This window comes from Acidimicrobiales bacterium, assembly GCA_036270875.1.
Classification (GTDB): Bacteria; Actinomycetota; Acidimicrobiia; order Acidimicrobiales; family AC-9; genus AC-9.
In genome coordinates this window covers 1-17,663 of the sequence record DATBBR010000063.1, presented here as the reverse complement: position 1 = coordinate 17,663, position 17,663 = coordinate 1, and the positions used below count along the sequence as shown (strand labels likewise).

The 17,663-nt window shown below is 71.3% G+C and carries 20 protein-coding genes; 12 read left to right on the top strand and 8 right to left on the bottom strand.

Annotated elements, in window-relative coordinates; translation table 11 throughout:
- Positions 1-968: 4-alpha-glucanotransferase (locus VH112_07475; protein ID HEX4540072.1), on the bottom strand; the 968-nt coding region annotated here is incomplete at its 3' end.
- A 47-nt stretch (positions 969-1,015) separates the two neighbouring features.
- Here VH112_07475 and VH112_07470 point away from each other — a divergent pair.
- The 6 genes from VH112_07470 (at position 1,016) to VH112_07445 (ending at position 6,319) form a co-directional block, all read left to right on the top strand.
- Complete coding sequence (locus VH112_07470; protein ID HEX4540071.1) at positions 1,016-1,870, top strand: alpha/beta hydrolase; 855 nt, start codon at positions 1,016-1,018, stop codon at positions 1,868-1,870.
- 45 nt (positions 1,871-1,915) lie between these two features.
- Positions 1,916-2,731, top strand: coding sequence for a PD-(D/E)XK nuclease family protein (locus tag VH112_07465; GenBank protein HEX4540070.1), 816 nt, complete (start codon positions 1,916-1,918; stop codon positions 2,729-2,731).
- Positions 2,732-2,792: 61 nt separating this feature from the next.
- On the top strand, positions 2,793-3,320 hold the full coding sequence (locus VH112_07460; GenBank protein ID HEX4540069.1) for a phosphatase PAP2 family protein: 528 nt from the start codon (positions 2,793-2,795) through the stop codon (positions 3,318-3,320).
- 39 nt (positions 3,321-3,359) lie between these two features.
- Positions 3,360-3,965, top strand: coding sequence for a DsbA family protein (locus VH112_07455; GenBank protein HEX4540068.1), 606 nt, complete (start codon positions 3,360-3,362; stop codon positions 3,963-3,965).
- Between the two features lie 51 nt (positions 3,966-4,016).
- The gene (locus VH112_07450; protein HEX4540067.1) at positions 4,017-5,429 is read left to right on the top strand and encodes a wax ester/triacylglycerol synthase domain-containing protein; all 1,413 of its coding nucleotides are present in this window, start codon (positions 4,017-4,019) and stop codon (positions 5,427-5,429) included.
- A 41-nt stretch (positions 5,430-5,470) separates the two neighbouring features.
- Positions 5,471-6,319 (top strand): SDR family oxidoreductase, encoded by an 849-nt coding sequence (locus VH112_07445; protein ID HEX4540066.1) that lies wholly within the window; start codon positions 5,471-5,473, stop codon positions 6,317-6,319.
- Here the strand turns inward: VH112_07445 and VH112_07440 are convergent, their stop codons facing one another.
- Both VH112_07440 and ligD (VH112_07435) read right to left on the bottom strand, forming a co-directional pair.
- Entirely contained in the window at positions 6,320-6,967 is a 648-nt protein-coding gene (locus VH112_07440; protein ID HEX4540065.1) for a hypothetical protein, read from the bottom strand.
- A complete protein-coding gene (gene ligD / locus VH112_07435) occupies positions 6,964-8,487 on the bottom strand; it encodes a non-homologous end-joining DNA ligase (GenBank protein HEX4540064.1) in 1,524 nt (507 codons plus the stop codon). The genes VH112_07440 and ligD (VH112_07435) overlap by 4 nt, the downstream gene beginning before the upstream one ends.
- A 108-nt stretch (positions 8,488-8,595) precedes the next feature.
- Between ligD (VH112_07435) and ligD (VH112_07430) the strand changes: the two genes are divergently transcribed.
- Complete coding sequence (gene ligD / locus VH112_07430) at positions 8,596-9,546, top strand: non-homologous end-joining DNA ligase (protein HEX4540063.1); 951 nt, start codon at positions 8,596-8,598, stop codon at positions 9,544-9,546.
- A 15-nt stretch (positions 9,547-9,561) separates the two neighbouring features.
- Positions 9,562-10,302 (top strand): pyrimidine reductase family protein, encoded by a 741-nt coding sequence (locus tag VH112_07425; GenBank protein ID HEX4540062.1) that lies wholly within the window; start codon positions 9,562-9,564, stop codon positions 10,300-10,302.
- Positions 10,303-10,309: 7 nt separating this feature from the next.
- Here the strand turns inward: VH112_07425 and VH112_07420 are convergent, their stop codons facing one another.
- From VH112_07420 to VH112_07405, 4 genes are all read right to left on the bottom strand, one after another.
- Entirely contained in the window at positions 10,310-11,320 is a 1,011-nt protein-coding gene (locus tag VH112_07420; GenBank protein ID HEX4540061.1) for a PHP domain-containing protein, read from the bottom strand.
- A gap of 7 nt (positions 11,321-11,327) precedes the next feature.
- The gene (locus tag VH112_07415; protein ID HEX4540060.1) at positions 11,328-12,593 is read right to left on the bottom strand and encodes an MFS transporter; all 1,266 of its coding nucleotides are present in this window, start codon (positions 12,591-12,593) and stop codon (positions 11,328-11,330) included.
- 62 nt (positions 12,594-12,655) lie between these two features.
- Positions 12,656-13,450: a slipin family protein gene (locus VH112_07410; protein ID HEX4540059.1), complete on the bottom strand. Its 795-nt coding sequence runs from the start codon at positions 13,448-13,450 to the stop codon at positions 12,656-12,658.
- Positions 13,451-13,511: 61 nt separating this feature from the next.
- Complete coding sequence (locus VH112_07405; protein ID HEX4540058.1) at positions 13,512-14,468, bottom strand: LLM class F420-dependent oxidoreductase; 957 nt, start codon at positions 14,466-14,468, stop codon at positions 13,512-13,514.
- A 37-nt stretch (positions 14,469-14,505) separates the two neighbouring features.
- Here VH112_07405 and VH112_07400 point away from each other — a divergent pair, with 37 nt between their 5' ends.
- The 3 genes from VH112_07400 (at position 14,506) to VH112_07390 (ending at position 17,047) form a co-directional block, all read left to right on the top strand.
- Positions 14,506-14,643: a hypothetical protein gene (locus VH112_07400; GenBank protein ID HEX4540057.1), complete on the top strand. Its 138-nt coding sequence runs from the start codon at positions 14,506-14,508 to the stop codon at positions 14,641-14,643.
- A gap of 109 nt (positions 14,644-14,752) precedes the next feature.
- Positions 14,753-15,925: a steroid 3-ketoacyl-CoA thiolase gene (locus tag VH112_07395; protein ID HEX4540056.1), complete on the top strand. Its 1,173-nt coding sequence runs from the start codon at positions 14,753-14,755 to the stop codon at positions 15,923-15,925.
- 291 nt (positions 15,926-16,216) lie between these two features.
- Entirely contained in the window at positions 16,217-17,047 is an 831-nt protein-coding gene (locus VH112_07390) for a polysaccharide deacetylase family protein (protein ID HEX4540055.1), read from the top strand.
- 95 nt (positions 17,048-17,142) lie between these two features.
- On the opposite strand, the gene VH112_07385 is transcribed toward VH112_07390, so the two are convergent.
- Entirely contained in the window at positions 17,143-17,445 is a 303-nt protein-coding gene (locus VH112_07385; protein ID HEX4540054.1) for a hypothetical protein, read from the bottom strand.
- On the opposite strand from VH112_07385, the gene VH112_07380 reads away from it, so the two are divergent.
- On the top strand, positions 17,381-17,626 hold the full coding sequence (locus VH112_07380) for a cupredoxin domain-containing protein (GenBank protein ID HEX4540053.1): 246 nt from the start codon (positions 17,381-17,383) through the stop codon (positions 17,624-17,626). The genes VH112_07385 and VH112_07380 overlap by 65 nt on opposite strands.
- Positions 17,627-17,663: the final 37 nt, after the last annotated feature.

The following is a 17,663-nucleotide window of genomic DNA, read 5'->3' as shown; positions in this document are numbered from 1 at the left end:
CCCGCACTCGCCAGCTGACGGTCGAGCAGCCACTGCAACCACTGGTGGAACCGGACGCGGCCTCGATGTCGGGACGCGAAGGCCGACACGCCCATGCCCTCGGGATGGCGTACGTCCGCTGGCCATTGCGGCCAGGCTCCGGCATTCACCTCCGAGAGGGCGCAGAAAGTCGCGTAGCGGCTGAGGATCGAGCCCTCTTTGTCGCAGTAGCGGTCGAAATCGGGGTCCCCGCCGAACCGGTCCCACAGCCGCTCGAGGGCGGCGAGCTTGAGCTTCCAGACCGAGTCGCGCTGGACGAGCCGTTGCTCGTTCCAGGCCCGCGCCGCAACTGCGAGCGAATGCACCTCGGCACGGTCTGCTCCCGGCACCTCCTCGATCCGCAGGTACAGCGGGTTGCGCCAGCACCGGCTGCTCGGAGAGTAGGGACTCGCCTGTTGCGGCACTCCGGGACGGCTGGCGTGAAGCGGGCTCACGAGGACGGTCGATCCCCCCTGGCCAGCGGACCACTCGGCCATGCTGCGCAAGTCGGCGATGTCGCCAACACCCCAGCTTCGTCCCGACCGCAGGGCGGGAAGCTGCACCGCCCAGCCCCAGGCCCGCTGGCCCCTCGGCAGTCGACAGCGTCCTGGGCTGACGATCAGGCGCACCGTCTGCCCGTCGGTCTGACGCCGCAGCTGGTGGTAGCCACGCGGCACCCCCGTCGGCAGCCGACCCTCGGCCGTCACCGACGTCCCGTCTTCGAGCGTGAGCTCCCACGCTCCAGGCAGCGACACGGCGTCGTCGTCGCCAACGACCCGCACAGGTGGTGGACCGTGCCGGCCAGCGCGCCGCGCGCCATCAGCGCCGAAGGCGGCGGCGATCGCCTCGATGGTCGATGGCGGCGCCTCGTGCCACCGGCCATCGTCGCCCCTGTATGCGGGCTCGACACCCCAGTCCCGCAGATCGGGGATGCGCCGGCGGGCGTGCACCGGCCGAGGTTAGTGTCCCCAACACGGCCCCCACTATGGTCACGTCGGTGTCCTCGCCCGCCGTGACGACAAGCGACGGCGTCGAGATCGCCGTCCACGACCTCGGGGGAGACGGGCCGCCGCTCCTGTTCGCCCATGCCACCGGGTTCCACGGCCTCGTCTTCGCCCCGCTCGCCCGCCTCCTGAGTGGGCAATTTCACAGCGTCGCCCTCGACGAGCGGGGCCACGGCGACTCCGGGTTGCCCCCGCAGATGGACTTCGACTGGCGCGGCTTCGCCCGTGACGTCCTCGCCACCGTCGACGGCCTGGGGCTGGCGCGACCGTTCGCGGTCGGCCATTCGGGCGGCGGTGCCGGCCTGCTGCTGGCCGAGCAGGCCCGCCCGGGAACCTTCCGGGCGCTCTACCTCTTCGAGCCCATCGTGTTCCCGCCGACCGGACCCTTCCCCACGGGATCGGGCGACAACCCGCTCTCGGAGTCGGCCCGGCGCCGGCGGGAGATCTTCGACTCCCGCCAGGAGGCCTTCGACAACTACGCCTCCAAGCCTCCGTTCGACCGGCTGGCTCCTGAGGCGCTGCACGCCTACGTCGATCACGGCTTCGCCGACCTGGACGACGGTCGCGTCCGGCTCAAGTGCCGGGGCGAGACGGAAGCCCTCGTCTACGAGCAGAGCTTGGGCCACGACGCCTACGACCACCTGCCCGAGGTCAGGTGCCCGGTGACGGTCGCCTGCGGCGCCACGTCCGACACCTTCGGAGCGGCGCTGGTCGAGGCCGTGGTCGATCGCCTCCCTCGGGCCCGCGGCGAGGTCGTGCCCGGTGTCGGCCACTTCGGACCACTCGAGGACCCCGCCCTCCTGGCCCGCTCGGTCCGATCGGCGTTCGCCGGCGAGAGCCCCGATTGAGGCCATCCGCCCGTGGTGATACACCCCGCCTCTAGCCTGTGGGCGATGTCCCTGCCCCTACCCAGCGCGCTGTCCCCCTCCAAGGTGTCGTCGTTCAAGGACTGCGCGCTGGCCTTCCGCTTCTCGGCGATCGATCGCCTGCCTGAGCCCCCCTCTCCATGGACGGTCAAGGGCAACCTCGTCCACCATGCCTTGGAGCAGCTCTTCTGGCTGGTGCCGGCCGGGCAGCGCACCCTCGCGGCGGGACTGGAGCACCTCGACCAGGCCTGGGGCTCTGCCCGGGAGGAGCCCGATCTCGCTGCCCTGGCGCTCACGCCGACCGAGACCGACGAGCTCCGGGCCGACACCGAGCGGCTGGTCCGGGGCTACTTCGAGCTCGAGGACCCGGATCTGGTGACCGCGGTGGGGGTCGAGCTGGCCCTCGAGGCAGACCTGGGTGACCTGCGCCTTCGGGGCGTCATCGACCGCCTGGACATCGATCGGGACGGGCGCCTCGTGGTCACGGACTACAAGACTGGTCGGGTCCCGGGTCAGGCCCAGGAGCAGCTCCGCCTGGCGGGCGTCCACTTCTACGCCTTCCTGTGCGAGCAGGTCCTCGGCGAGCGGCCCGCTCGGGTGCAGCTGCTCTACCTGCGCGAGCCGCTGAGCATCTCGACCATCCCGTCCGACCAGTCGATGCAGGGGCTGCGCCGCCGGACCTCGGCGATCTGGTCGGCGATCGAGCGGGCGTGCGCGCTCGAGGACTTTCGGCCCAAGCCGTCCGCGCTGTGCGAGTACTGCAACTGGCAGGAGTACTGCCCTGCATTCGGCGGTGACCCGGCACGCGCCGTGGAGGTGCGGGGCCAACCGACGTTGGTCTGAGGTGGTCCGCGACAATGCGGGTCGGCCGCCAGGCCGGGACGGGCGGGCTGGGAGCGTGGCGATGATCCGCGAGAGCGTCGCCGCCTTCGACGACCGCGTCGACGCGGCGTTCGACCGCCTCCGGGGCAACCGCCTCGCCGACCGGGTGATGTACGGAGCCTCGGCGGTGGGCGACCACAGCCTGATCTGGGTGATCGTCGGGGCCGCACGGGCCCTGGGTTCCCAGCGCCGACTGTCGTCCGCGGTGCGGATGACAGTCGCCCTCGGGGCCGAGTCGCTGTTGGTCAACGTCGGCATCAAGTCGCTCGTTCGGCGCCGGCGGCCTCCGTCGTCGGACTCCCGTCCCCTGCCGCTGCGCCAGCCCGTGACCAGCAGCTTCCCGAGCGGCCACGCCACCTCGGCCTTCTGCGCCGCCGGGCTGTTGTCCGACGGCGACCGGCTGTGGCCGCTCTACTACGGCCTCGCCGTGGTAGTGGCCTCGAGCAGGATCTACGTCCGCATCCATCACGCGTCCGACGTGCTGGCCGGGGCGGCGATCGGCGCCCTGCTCGGGCGCCTGGGCCGGCACCTCGTCCGCTCGGAGGGTTGAGCGCGGAATCTCACCCGAGCCGGCCGCGTTGACATGTTCATGAGCAGACTGTCGTTCGACGTCAACTGGGACTATCTCTGTCCCTTCGCCCGCAACGCCCACGAGCACGTGGTGGCGGCCCTCGCCGGCGGCGCCGACTGGGAGGTCGGCTTCGTTCCGTTCTCTCTCATCCAGGCCCACGTCGAAGAGGGTCGGCCCGCGGTTTGGGACGACCCTGAGAAGGCTCCCCACCTGCTCGCCATGCAGGCGGGCATCGTGGTGCGTGACCGCTACCCGGAGGCGTTCTACGGCGTGCACCTGGGCCTGTTCCGGGCCCGCCACGACGAGAGCAAGGATCTCCGCGAGGAGGCCGACGTGCGTCGGGTGCTGGCCGACCACGGCGTGGATCCCGATCAGGTCATGGCCGAGATTGCCGACGGATGGCCGCTCGAGACGTTCCGCAAGGCCCACGAGAGCTCGGTCAACGAGCACCGGGCCTTCGGCGTGCCGACCTTCATGGTCGACGGTCAGGCCGTGTTCGTCCGGCTCATGACCCGTCCCCAGGGGGACGCCGAGCTCGCCCGATCGACCATCGAGCACGTCGTCACCCTGGCCCAGAGCCGACCGGAGCTCAACGAGTTCAAGCACACCAGCATCGCCCGCTGAGCCCCTGCTCGGGCGGACGTCGCAGGGCCGAGACGCACTACCCTGACGGCGATGTCACACGACGCGCAGCCGGCTTCGGTGCCGCTCACCGGGCACGAGGCCCTGATGTTGACCGTCGAGCGGGACCCGGTGCTGCGCTCGTCGTTCCTAAACCTGACGCTGCTCGACCAGGCCCCCGACTACGGTCGCTTTCGCCTGCGCATGGCCAACGCCATTCGGGCGCTGCCCCGCCTTCGCCAGCGGGTCGAGCTCGCCCAGCTGCCACTGGCGCCGCCGGAGTGGGTCGACGACCCCGACTTCGACCTCGACTATCACGTGCGTCGCCTCGCGCTCCCCGCGCCAGGGGCCGACCGCCAGCTCCTCGACCTCGGCGCCCAGTGGTTGCAGGACCCTTTCGACCCCCGTCGGCCTCTGTGGAAGATGACCGTCGTCGAAGGGCTGTCCGGCGGCCGGGCCGCCCTGTTGGCCAAGATCCACCACGCCGTGACCGACGGCGTGGGGGGTGTCCGCCTGTCGACCAGCTTCATCGACCTCTCGCGTGACGCACCCGACCCGGAGCCCGAGGGCGACGGCCGGGGCGCCGAACCAGCCCGGTTCGAGAGCGGACCGATCCGACTGGTCACCGAGATGCGCCGTCAGCTCGAGCGGGTTCCGCACGCCGTCAGCGGCGTGTGGAGCGGCGCCTTCGAGATCGCGTCGCACCCCCAGTCGCTCGGTCGCGAGGCGGCGGACGTGATGGAGAGCGCGCGATCGATGGTGCGTCAGGCGCTGGTGACCGACGGCGCCCGTTCACCGCTGTGGGCCGGGCGGCGGTCGACCGCCCGCCATTTCGAGATCCTGAGCATCGACCTCGACGAGGCGAAGCGGACCGCCGGGACTCTCGGGGGCACCGTCAACGACGTGTTCGTGACCGGCGTCGCGGGCGGCGCCGCCGCCTACCACCGGGCACGCGGTGTCGACGCCGACGAGCTGCGGATCTCGATGCCGGTGAGCACCCGCCACGATCGCTCCGTGGCCGGCAACGCCTTCACACCCGCTCGGGTGCTGGTGCCAGCCGGCATCCTCGACCCCGTCGAGCGGTTCGGCGCCGTGCACGAGCGCCTCGCCACCGTCAAGGCTGAGCGTGCCCTGGGCCTGGCCGACGCCCTGACCGGCGTGCTGACCGGCCTGCCGGGCCCACTGCTTACCCGGCTGGTCCGCCAGCAGGTGGAGACGGTGGACCTGGCCGCATCCAACGTGCGGGGGTCACCGGTCGACCTCTTCGTGGCCGGAGCCCGCGTCCTGTCCAACCATCCCATGGGCCCGACCGGCGGGACCGCCTTCAACGCCAGCGTCCTGTCGTACCGCTCCCAGCTCGACATGGGTATCAACAGCGACTCGGCCGCCATCGATGACCCCGTGCTGCTGCGGCATTGCATCGCCGAGTCCCTCGCCGAGGTGATGGCGGCGGCACCTGCCGCCTGACCCGGCGGCGGGCTCCAGGATCGGCCCGTAGGATCGGCATCGTGGAGCTCGACGACCGGGTGGTGGTGGTGACGGGCGGCGCCAGCGGCATCGGCCGGGCCTTGTGCCGGCGCTTCGCCGCCGCAGGGGCTCGGGCCGTCGTGGTGGCCGACCTCGCCGCCGACGGTGGCCGCGCCGTCGCCGCGGAGATCAACGACGACAGTGACGGGCGCGGGTCGACGACCAGGGCGCTCGCCGTCCCGACTGATGTGACCCGGGAGGCCGACATCGACGCCGTGGTCGAGCGGACCGAGGAGACCTTCGGTCCCATCGACCTCTTCTGCTCGAACGCCGGGATCGCCATTGGTGGGGGGGCCGAGGTGCCCGACGAGTCGTGGGAGAGGATCTGGCACGTCAACGTCATGGCCCACGTCTACGCCGCCCGGGCCGTGTTGCCGGGCATGATCGCCCGCGGCGAGGGCTACCTGCTGAACACGGCCTCGGCGGCGGGGCTGCTCACCAACCTCGGCGCCGCCCCGTACTCGGTGACCAAGCACGCGGCCGTCGGCCTGGCCGAGTGGCTGGCCATCACCCACGGCCCCGCAGGGATCAAGGTCTCCTGCCTCTGCCCCCAGGGCGTGCGGACGGCGATGCTCCTCGGCGGCCTCGATCCCTCAGCTCCCGAGGGTGGCGACCAGGCGTTCCCCGCCGGCCAGGTGGTGCTGGCGTCTGGTGAGATGCTCGAGCCCGACGACGTTGCCGATGCGGTGGTCGAGGGGCTGCGGGAGGAGACCTTTCTCATCCTGCCCCACCCCGAGGTGGGCGAGTACTTCCGCCACAAGGCCACCGACTACGACCGCTGGCTGCGGGGCATGCGCCGGCTCCAGGAGCGCCTGATCGCTGGCGCGTGATCAGGTCAGGATGTTGACCGCCCGTGCCGCGACCACGGCGACGGTCACCAGCGCCACGGAGGCCTGCAGGAGCATCAGCACCTTGCTCCACGGACTCAAAGGCATCGTGTCGGTCGGGCTGAACGCCGTGCAGTTGGTGAACGACGTGTAGAAGTAGTCGACGAAGCCCGGCATCCAGTCCTCCTGGGCGAGCTCGGGCGTCGACATCTGGGGAAAGAGGAAGTCCGGGCGCCGGCGCTCGCCGAAGGCCCGAGCGATCGGTCCCCCCCTGTCGAGCTCCCAGTACCACAGGGTGAAGACGAGGACGTTGGTGATCCAGATCTCGATCGCCGACAGGATCAGCGACCGGCCGCCGAGCTTGATGCCGTGGAGCAGGCCGTGCACCAACAGCCCGGTGGAGAAGGCGTTGAACAGCGAGATGAGGGCGATCAGCGCCACCGAGATGGCGCGGGTCACCCGTGTCTCTCTCGTCAGGCGCACGGGATTGGCGATCGTGAGCGGTATCAGCAGGGCTGCCTCTAGGGCGGGCAGGACCCACTTCGGGCCGAGCACGAACTTGCCGGGGAGGGCGAAGTACAAACCGACCGCGCCGGCGACCGTGGCGATGGCCGGCCAACGGTGCTCGCCGAGCTTGGCCTCGCGGCTCACCCCTCGTCCTCGCTGGGCTCGGCCTTCGCCGCGCTCTCCCGCACGACCGAGCGAGGGTCGACATCGGTGCGCATGCCCTTGTACCGAGGGGCCCGCAGCGTGCCGAGGTGGGTCCACTCGCTGAAGGCCACCTCGGCCACCAGGGTGGGCTCGACCCACCGACCCTGCCTGGCCACCTCGGGCGGCAACGGGGGCGGCGGGGTGAACGGGCTCGTGGCCCGGGCCAGCGGGCCCAGCAGGTCACCGAGCCGGTCCAGCTCCTGGTCGGTGAAGCCGCTCCCCACCCGGCCGGCGTAGCGCAGCTCGCCGTCCCGGTAGTACCCGACGAGGAGGGCGCCCAGCCGGCCGGACCGATGGCCCTGACCGGGCAGCCAGCCGCCGACGACCAGCTCCTGGCGGTTGACGTTCTTGACCTTGACCCAGGACGTGCTGCGCCGACCCGGGCGGTAGACGCTGTCGAGGCGCTTGGCCACGAGCCCTTCGAGGCCGCGGGCCCGGGTGGCGTCGAGCAGCGCCGCCCCGTCCCCGACGTGGTAGCTCGGGGTCTGCCACGACGGACCGGAGAGCGAGAGGCTCTCGAGCAGGCGACGCCGTTCGGTGTAGGGCAGGCCGATGGTCATGTGGCCGTCGAGGTACAGCACGTCGAACAGCATGTACACGACAGGGACCTGGCTGGCCACGCGCCGCAGGGCCGCGCCCTCGCTGACGTTCATCCGCTGCTGGAGCATCCCGAAGTCGGGCCGGCCCTCGTGGTCGAGCGCCACGACCTCGCCGTCGAGGACGACCTCGTGCGACGAGACGACGTCGCCGAGGCCACGGAGCTCGGGGTACCGCGCCGTCGCGTCCAGCAGCCGCCGACCCTGCAACTTCACCGTGCCGCCGGCCACGAAGGCGATCATGCGCACGCCGTCCCACTTGATCTCGTAGCCCCAACGCCCGTCGTCACCCGGCAGGACCTCCGACGAGGTGGCCAGCATCGGGGCCAGCTGCTCGGGCATGGGCTCGCGCTCGGGATCCTGAGGAGGATCCATCCGGTGGATCATCCACCGGCCCTCTCCCGTCCGGAACAGCGCATAGCGCCCGTCGACGCGCTGCCCGTGCAGCGTGACGATCACCTCGCGGCTGTCCCACTTCTCACAGTCGTAGGTGCCGCGGTCCCAGATCATCATGGTGCCGGCGCCGTAGCTTCCGGTGGGGATGTCCCCCGCGAAGTCGAGATACAAGAGCGGATGGTCCTCGGTCGGAACGGCGAGGTGGTTGACCTTCGGGTCGGGGGGCACGCCCTTTGGGAGCGCCCACGAGGCGAGGACACCGTCGCGCTCGAGCCGCAGGTCCCAGTGGAGCCGTCGGGCATGGTGCTCCTGGATCACGAAGCGCGGTGCCTCCCCGGCGCCGGGAGCTGTGTCCTCAGGACGGCCCTCGCGAGCCGGGCCCTCGGGAGCCGGGCCGACCTCGGCATCGGGCTCGGGCGTGGCCGAGAAGTCCCGCTTGGCCTTGTAGTTGTCGAGCTTGTCGCTCATCTCCACCTCAAGGGCGCTGCCGATGGCCACCCTCCCGGGCCAGCCAGGCCCCCGGGGCCCGCCTCCCCGGGGCGACGCGGCGCCTCGGATGTTGCCATCATGCCCTCGATGGCATCCAAGTCAGCCAACGTGGAGGTCGAGCTCGAAGGGCGCCAGCTCAAGCTGTCGAACCTCGACAAGGTCCTCTACCCCGAGTCGGGGTTCACCAAGGGCCAGGTGATCGATTACTACGTGCGCGTCTCGTCGGCCCTGCTGCCGCATCTCCACCGCCGACCCCTCACCTTGAAGCGCTACCCCAACGGAGTGGACGCAGGCTTCTTCTACGAGAAGCAGTGCCCGTCGCACCGGCCCGACTGGGTCCGGACGGTCGAGATCCCGAGTGAGCGAACCAAGGGCAAGGCCGTCAACTACTGCACGGCGGATGACCTGCCCACCTTGGCCTGGTTGGCCAACCTGGCTGCGATCGAGCTCCACCCGCTGCTGGCCCGGGCCGACGGCGACGACAGTGAATCGTCGCGTGACGCTGTGAACAGGCCCACCATGGTCGTCTTCGATCTCGACCCGGGGCCGCCGGCCGACGTGACGACCTGCGCCCAGGTGGCGTGCTGGCTGCGGAAGGTCCTGGACGACCTGGGCCTGGCCTCGTTCCCGAAGACCTCCGGGTCCAAGGGCCTCCAGGTCTACGTTCCCCTCAACACCCCGCACACCTACGACGACACAAAGCCCTTCGCCCACGCCATCGCCCGCCTCCTGGAGAAGCACCACCCCGAGCACGCCCTCGAGAAGATGGACAAGAGCCTGCGGCGGGGCAAGGTGCTCATCGACTGGAGCCAGAACCACATCACGAAGACCACGATCTGCGTCTACTCCCTGCGGGCGCGGCCACACCCCACCGTCTCCACACCGATCTCGTGGGAGGAGGTCGAGAGGGGGCGGGAGGCGGACGGCGCGACGCGGCTCCGTTTCGAGGCCGATGAGGTGCTGGAGCGGCTGGAGCGGTCGGGTGACCTGTTCGCGCCGGTCCTCGAGCTCGAGCAGCACCTCCCCCAGATCGGCTGAGGAAGCCCGCGCATCGTGCGCCGATTGGTGCCCGACCCGGCTGGCGAGGTCGACCTGGATGAGGCCTACGCCCTCCCGGGCCCCGGCCGGCTCCACGTGCGGGCCAACTTCGTGTCCAGCGTCGACGGCGCCGCCGAGGTGGGGGGCCGGTCCGGCGGCCTGTCCTCGGACGCCGACCACCGCCTCTTCTCGGTGCTGCGAGGCCTGTGCGACGTCGTGCTGGTCGGAGCCGGGACGGTGCGCCACGAGCGCTACGGACCCGCCCGACCGAGCGCCGAGCGTCGCGCCTGGCGACAGGAGCACGGCCTCGCCGCCGTGCCACCCATCGCTGTGGTCACTTCTCGGATCGACCTCGACATGGAGAGCGCCTTCCTCACCGAGGCCACCGCCCGCCCGGTGATCCTCACGACCGACGCCGCCCCCACCGAGCGCCGCCGCCGGGCGGCCGAGGTGGCCGATGTGGTCGTCTGCGGCGACACCGAGGTGAACCTGGACACGGCGCTGGAGGCACTCGTCGAACGCGGTCTCACGCGTGTGCTGTGCGAAGGAGGACCGCACATGCTGGACCAGCTCGTCGCCGCTGGCCGCCTCGACGAGCTCTGCCTCAGCCTGTCCCCGGCGATCGCCGGACCCGAGCGCCTGCGCATCATCAGCGGTCCTCCCTTGGACGCCCCGGTGCGCCTCGAGCTGGTCCACGTGCTCGCCGCCGAGGGAATGCTGTTCCTCCGCTACGTCGTCGTCCGCCCCGGCGGGTGAGCGGCGCTCAGTCGTGTGACGCCGCCCACTCCAGCAGACGCTCGGTGGGCCAGCTGTTGACGATCGATTCGACCTGCACCCCGCAGTCCGCCGCCCGCGCGCAGCCGAATGGCTGCCACTCCAGCTGGCCCGGTGCGTGGGCGTCACTGTCGATCGACACCTTGCAGCCGGTGTCGACCACCTGGCGAAGCAGGCGTTTGGGAGGGTCGAGGCGCTCGGGACGGCAGTTGATCTCCACGGCCTTGTCGAAGGAGGCTGCCGCACCGAACACCTCCTCGGCGTCGAAGCTCGACTCCGGCCGCCCGCGACCGACGACCATCCGCCCCGTGCAGTGCCCGAGCACGTCCACGTGGGGACTGCGCAGCGCGGCCACCATGCGGCGCGTCATGGCCGCACCGTCCATCCGCAGCTTGGAGTGGACGCTCGCCACGACCACGTCGAGGCGGGCGAGCAGGGTCTCGTCCTGATCGAGCGAGCCGTCTTCGAGGATGTCCACCTCGACACCGGTCAGGATGCGAAATGGGGCCAGCTCGGCGTTGAGCTCCGCGACCACCTCCAGCTGGCGCTCGAGACGCTCCGCCGACAGGCCGTTGGCCACCGTGAGCGAGGGCGAGTGATCGGTGAGCACGACGTAGTCGTGGCCCAAGCTGGCCGCGGTGCGAGCCATGGTCGCGATGGGGCTCCCGCCGTCGGACCAGTCCGAGTGCGTGTGGCAGTCGCCCCGCAGCCGGGACCGGATCCCCGCCCCCTCGCCGGGATCGGGCGCGGGCGCCGCCTCCAGACGGGCCAGGTAGCTCGGCACCTCCCCGCCCAGGGCCTCGTGCACCACACGCGCCGTCGTGTCGCCGACACCAGGCAGCTCCTGCAGGCGCCCCGTCCGATCGCGCTCGGCGATCTCCTCGGGAGTGATGGCCGCCAACGTCGCCGCCGCCGTCCGGAAGGCGCGCACCCGATAGGCGCGCTCGCCTTGCCGTTCCAGCAGGAAGGCGATCCGCTCGAGGGCCTCGATCGGTCCCATGATCGGCCTAGGCCGCCCTGGACGCCACCGCGTCCAGCGCCGCCCGGGCCCGTCGGGGGTCGTCGAGCGACTCCACCAGGTGTGGACGACGGACGTAGAAGCCGACGAGGACGGCGAGCAGGAGGAGCGCGGTGCCGACAACGACCGTCCGCAGGCCGACACGGTCGGCGACCGCGCCCTGGATGATGGCGCCGATGGGATAGATGACGCCCAAGGCCAGCATGTAGAGGCTGAGTATCCGGCCCCGGAGGGCCTCCGGCGCTCGCAGCTGCACCACGGTGTTGAGGCCGGCAAGCACCCCGATGTAGGCGGCCCCCACCGCCAGGAGGGCGACCGCCGCCAGCGCCAGGGTGGGCGCCAACCCGTAGAGGACGAGGAGGACGGGCAGGAGGGCGAGGTCGCCGATGAGCAGCCGCCGGCGCCCCAAGCGCCCGGCCACCGGCGTCAGGGCCAGGGCGCCGATGACGGCGCCGATCCCCTGGGCGGTGACCAGCACTGCGGTGCCGCTCGCCTGGTGATGGAAGAGCTTGATCGCCACCGCCGGGACGAGCGCGATGAACGGGGAGGCGAGGAAGCCGACGACCGCGATGAGGATGATCGCGGCGCGACAACCCGGCTCGGCCGCCGCGGCGCGGGCCCCGCTGGCGATCCGGGCCAGCAGGTGACCTTGCTCCCGCGGCCGGGCAACGGGGCGAAAGCGCACCAGGAGCAGGGCGATCATCACCGCTCCGAACGACGCCGCGTTGACGCCGAAGGCCCAGGTGTAGGAGCCCACGGCGATGACGACGCCCGCCAGCGCGGGTCCGATCACCCGCCCCAGGTTCCACTGGGCCGACGACAGCGAGATGGCCCCCAGCAGGTCGTCGGGTCCCACGAGGTCGGGGAGCATGGCCTGGTAGGCGGGCAAGCCGATGGCCGTCATGGCGCCCCCACCGAGCACGACCAGGGTCACCCACACCGGGCTGGCGTTCCCGGTGGCGGCGAGAGCGGTGAGGATCCCGGCGAAGACGGTCTCACCCACCGTGGTGAGCAGCAGCCAGCGGCGCCGGTCGTGGCGGTCGGCCATGGCCCCGCCCACCGGGGACAGCAACCCCATGGGGAGGAAGGCGGCCGCGGCCACCAGGCCGGTCCACCGGGCCTGCCCGGTGTGGACGGTCACCAGCACCCCCACGGCCACCGTCTGCATCCACGACCCCACGTTCGACACCAGCGCCGCCGACCAGACGAGGGCGAAGTCCCGGTGACGCAGCGGGCGCAGCGAGGCCAGGGGCACATCGGCGACATTAAGCGTTGCGATCGGTCTGGTGGTCGTGCCCGTCCGGCGAGCGGTGTCGCTCAGCGCTTGCCGAGGTCGCGGAACGCAGTCAGCATCTCGACCGGGATGGGGAACACGAGGGTCGAGTTCCGCTCGGTCGCCACCTCGGCGAGCGTCTGCAGGGTGCGGAGCTGAAGGGCGCCGGGGCTCTCGGCCATGCGGTCCGCCGCCTCGGACAGCTCGCGGCTGGCTTCGAGCTCCCCCGTGGCGGCGATGACCTTGGCCCGTCGCTCGCGCTCGGCCTCGGCCTGGCGGGCCATCGCTCGCAGCAGCTCCTGGGGAAGGGTGATGTCGCGCACCTGAACCTGGCGCACCTCGACACCCCAGCCACTGGTGGACGCGGCGATGGTGGCCCGGAGCTCGTCGTTGACCTGCTCCCGGTGGGCCAGCAGGTCGTCCATGTGATGGCGACCGATGATCGACCGCAGGCTGGTCATGGCGACCCGCTGACTGGCGAAGCGAAAGCTGTCGACTCCGATGATTGCCTTCACCGGGTCTATGACCTGGAAGTAGGCCACGGCGTCGACCTGGACGGTGACGTTGTCGGCGGTGATGACCGACTGGGGCGGGATGTCGATGACCTCGACCCGGAGGTTCACCTTCACCACCCGGTCCACTCCCGGGATCCGCGTGATGATCCCTGGGCCCTTGGCCGCGTGTCTGATGCGACCGAAGCGAAAGAACACCGCCCGCTCGTACTCGGTCACCACCTTGACCGAGATGGACAGGAGGAACAGGGCGAGGACGATGACGCCAGCCACGGAGCCGCCAACGATCCCAGCCACATTGGTGTCGGCAAGAACAGGCGCACTCATGTCCACAGTGTCCCACCCCGGAATCAGCCGTGCGCCGCGGGTGCCGGGTGCTACCGGTCCCTCACCCTGGCGACGGTGAGAGGTCCCGCACGGCCTGGCGGGTGTCGACGCCGAAGGGGAGGATCGCCAGCGCCGTGGTGGTGACGCCGTTGGCGACGTAGCGCTCGATGTGGGCCCGGCAGGCCTCGGGAGAGCCGTGGACGATGAGGTCGTCGACCACCTCGTCGGGGATGGCGGCCGTGGCCGCCTTGCGGTCTCCGGCCTGCCACGCCTTCCACATGGGCTCGAGCTGCGGCCCCCGGCCCAGCCACTGGTGGAAGGCGGCGTAGACCCCGACGTTGAGATAGGCCGCCAGGGCGAACCGGCCCATCGAGCGGACCGTGTCCGCGTCCTCCGAGGGGCACACGAAGATGCGGGCGACGATCTCCTTGCCCGGCCCCACCTCGGGCACCACTCGGGCGACGTCATCGGCCGACAGCCAGTTGATGATGGCGCCGTCGCCTTCCCGCCCGGCCAGTCGCAGCATCCCCGGGCGGAGGGCCGCGACCAGGATGGGCGGCGGCTCGGGGATGCGCCGCCCCAGGCGGAACCCGCGCACCCGGAAGGTGTCGAACTCGCGGTTGACCTTCTCGCCCGTCAACGCCAGGCGGAGGAAGCGGACCATGTCCCGGGTCCGCTTGTAGGGCTCCTTGAAGGGGATGTCGTTCCAGGCCTCCACGATCACGTCCGAGGACGTGCCGATGCCCAGGACGAAACGGCCGGGCGCGGCCTCGGCCATGGTGGCCACGCTCATGGCCATGAGCCCCGGTCCTCTCGTGAAGGCGGGGACGATGGCGGTTCCCAGGCGCAGGGAGGGCGCCCACGCCGCAGTGAGGGCGAGGGGCGTGAAGGCGTCGGTGCCGCCGGCCTCGCTGGACCAGGCGTCGGTGTAGCCGAGGTCGGCCAGCTCCTCGATCCACGAACGCTGCTCGTGGAGCGGCAGACCGTCGAAGGGGATGGTCATTCCGTAACGGGCCATGGGACTGAGTGTTACACCCTCACGCCACCATGGCCGCATGGCACGACAGCTCGTCCTCCTCGAGGACACCGAGTCCGATTGGCGCCTCGACGAGCGCACCCGGCAGTTGGGGCGGGAGGGCGTGGCCGCGGCGCGGGCCGCCCTGCGCGAAGCACGGCGGCGCCAGGCGGCCTGAGCGGACCCGAGCGCCGCCCGATCGGGCCCGCGAACGGGGGACGACCCGGCCCGTCGGCCCGCCGAGGGGCCCATCGGGCCCGCGACCCGGCCGCCGATAGGCTGCGCCCATGGCCGATGTCGTGATCACCGAAGCCGTCCGCAGCCCGATCGGTCGTCGTGGTGGCGGCCTGTCGACGCTGCACCCCGCTGACCTTCTCGGGGCGGTCCAGGCCGAGGCGGTGAGCCGGGCCGGCATCGACCCCGCCGAGGTCGACCAGGTGGTGGCCGGCTGCGTGACGGCGGTGGGCGAGCAGTCCTACAACATCGCCCGCACGGCGTGGCTGGCCGCCGGGTTGCCGCTGACCGTTGCCGCCACGACCGTCGACAGTCAGTGCGGCTCGTCGCAACAAGCCACGAACCTGGCCGCCGGTCTCATCGCGTCCGGCGCGGCCGACCTCGTGCTCGCCTGCGGCGTGGAGTCGATGAGCCGGGTGCCCCTCGGGGCCAACACCAAGGCCGGTCCCGGGCGGGCCATCCCCAAGTCCTACTTCGCCCGCTACGAGTTCGCGTCCCAGTTCGAGGGGGCCGAGCGGATCGCCGACAAGTGGGGTGTGACCCGATCGGACGCCGATCGGTTCGGCGCGACCTCGCAGGTGCGCGCCGGTCGGGCCCGCGACGAGGGCTGGTTCGAGGCCGAGAGCTTCGCCATCCACGCTCCCGACGTCGACGAGGAGGGCAAGCCCACGGGGTCGACCCATCTCGTCGCCGCCGACGAGGGCCCCCGGGAGACGTCGGTCGAGAAGTTGGCCACCCTCAAGCCGGTGGCCCGGGAGGACGGCATCCACACCGCCGGCACGTCCTCCCAGATCTCCGACGGAGCCGCTGCCGTGCTGCTGGCGTCCCCTGCCAAGGCGGCCGCCCTGGGCCTCTCCACCCGAGCCCGGATCACCCACCAGTGCCTGGTGGGCGTCGACCCGGTCCTCATGCTCACCGGCCCCATCGACGCCACCCAGCGCATCCTCGACCGGTCCGCCCTCTCGCTCGGCGACATCGACGTGGTGGAGATCAACGAGGCGTTCGCCTCGGTCGTGCTGGCGTGGGAGCGCGAGCTGCACCCCGACATGGAGCGGGTGAACCCCGGCGGTGGCGCCATCGCCCTGGGCCATCCCGTCGGGGCCACCGGTGCCCGGCTCATCACGACCGCCCTGCACCACCTGGAGCGGACCGACGGCAGCCGGGCGCTGGTCACTATGTGCTGCGGCGGCGGCCTCGGCACGGGCACCCTCATCGAGCGCAGCTGAGCGTCGCGACGACCGGTCCGCGCGGGCGACCCGGCCCGTCGCAGCGGCGGCGATCTTCGAAATCGCCGCCGCTGCGCCGGCCGGATCACCTCGGCGGTTCAGTCGTCTGCGCCACAGCGCACTCGAGGGCGCCCGGCACGAGCAAGTTCTTTTCTTCTGCCCGGGCGCCGCGGCCCGCTTCGCGGGCAGAGGGAGCGGCGCCTCGGGTGGCTCCCCGTTTCGTCAGAACGGGGGGCCAGCCGAGGGCGCCGGTCACTCAGCGCCCTGGCGGACCAGGTACCTTCGAAGTTCGTGGCCACGCTGGTCGAGCGTCTGGGCTATCCGCCCGACGCCAAGCTGCTGATCATCAACTGTGACGACCTCGGGTCGAGCCATGCCGCCAATGTGGGCGTCTACGAGGCGATTCGCTCCGGCGTGGCCACCAGCGCCAGCTTGATGGTGCCCTGCCCGTGGGCGCGGGAGGCGGCGGCCCGCTATCGCGGCGAGGACGTGGGCGTCCACCTGACGCTCAACGCCGAGCACGACCTCTACCGCTGGGGCCCCATCACGCATGCCCCGTCGCTGTTCGACGGCGACGGCGGATTCCCGCGAACGGTGACCGACGTGTGGGACCACGCCGACCTGGACGAGGTGCGACGTGAGTGCCGGGCCCAGATCGAGCGCGCCATCTACTGGGGCTTCGACGTCAGCCACCTCGACTCGCACATGGGCACGCTGCAGCTGCGCCCTGAGTTCTTCGACGTCTATCTGGAGCTTGCCGTCGACTTCTCGCTACCCATCCGGCTCTCGGGGGCGTCGAGCGAGGCCCACATCGGCTTCCCGTTCCGACGGCTGGCGGCCGAGGAGGGAGTCGTGTTCCCGGACCACCTCGTCGTCGTCAACGCGGTCGGGAGCCGCCGGGCCCTCGAGCGGGCCCTGCTCGATCTCCCATCGGGTGTCACCGAGGTCTACGCCCATCCCGCAGTGGACACCGGAGAGCTGCGGGCCCACAGCCCCGATTGGTCAGGTCGGGTCGACGACCACGACCTGCTCACCAACGACCACTCGCTGCCGGCCCTGGCGGAGCGGGCGGGAGCAAAGCTGATCGGGTATCGGGCCCTGCATCAGCTGATGCGCACCTGACGGCTCGCTCTTAGCTCACGGTTCCCGACACGACCGCGGGATTGGTCGTCGACCTCACCCCGCCGAACGGCTTGACGGCGCCGGGCCGATCTGGTCTAGAACGAACGCCGAGGATCGTAGCGACCGGGCGGGACGAAAGGAGCGACGATGCGACGACTGACCAGCGTGGCCGCGGCGGGCGCGGCCGTCATCGGGCTGGCTTCGGGGCTGGCCGCCTGCGGAGGCGGCAGCAGCAGCTCGAGCAGCACGAGCACCAGCACCACGGGCAGCACGACCACCACGACCACCTCGAGCACCACAGCCACCACGGGCGGGGGCGCCTCGGCGGCATCGATCACCATCCAGAACTTCGCCTTCAAGCCCCTCGCGACCACGGTGAAGGCGGGTAGCACGATCACGGTCAAGAACCAGGACAGCGCCACGCACACCCTCACCGCTGACAACGGCGCCTTCGACACCGGCAACATCAGCGGCGGCGGGACCAAGACAATCACCGCCCCCGCCAAACCGGGCTCGTTTTCCTACCACTGCTCGATCCACGCGTTCATGACGCACGGCACCATCACGGTGACGAGCTAGCAGATGGCAGAGGGGGCGCCCTCCCGCGACGCCCCCT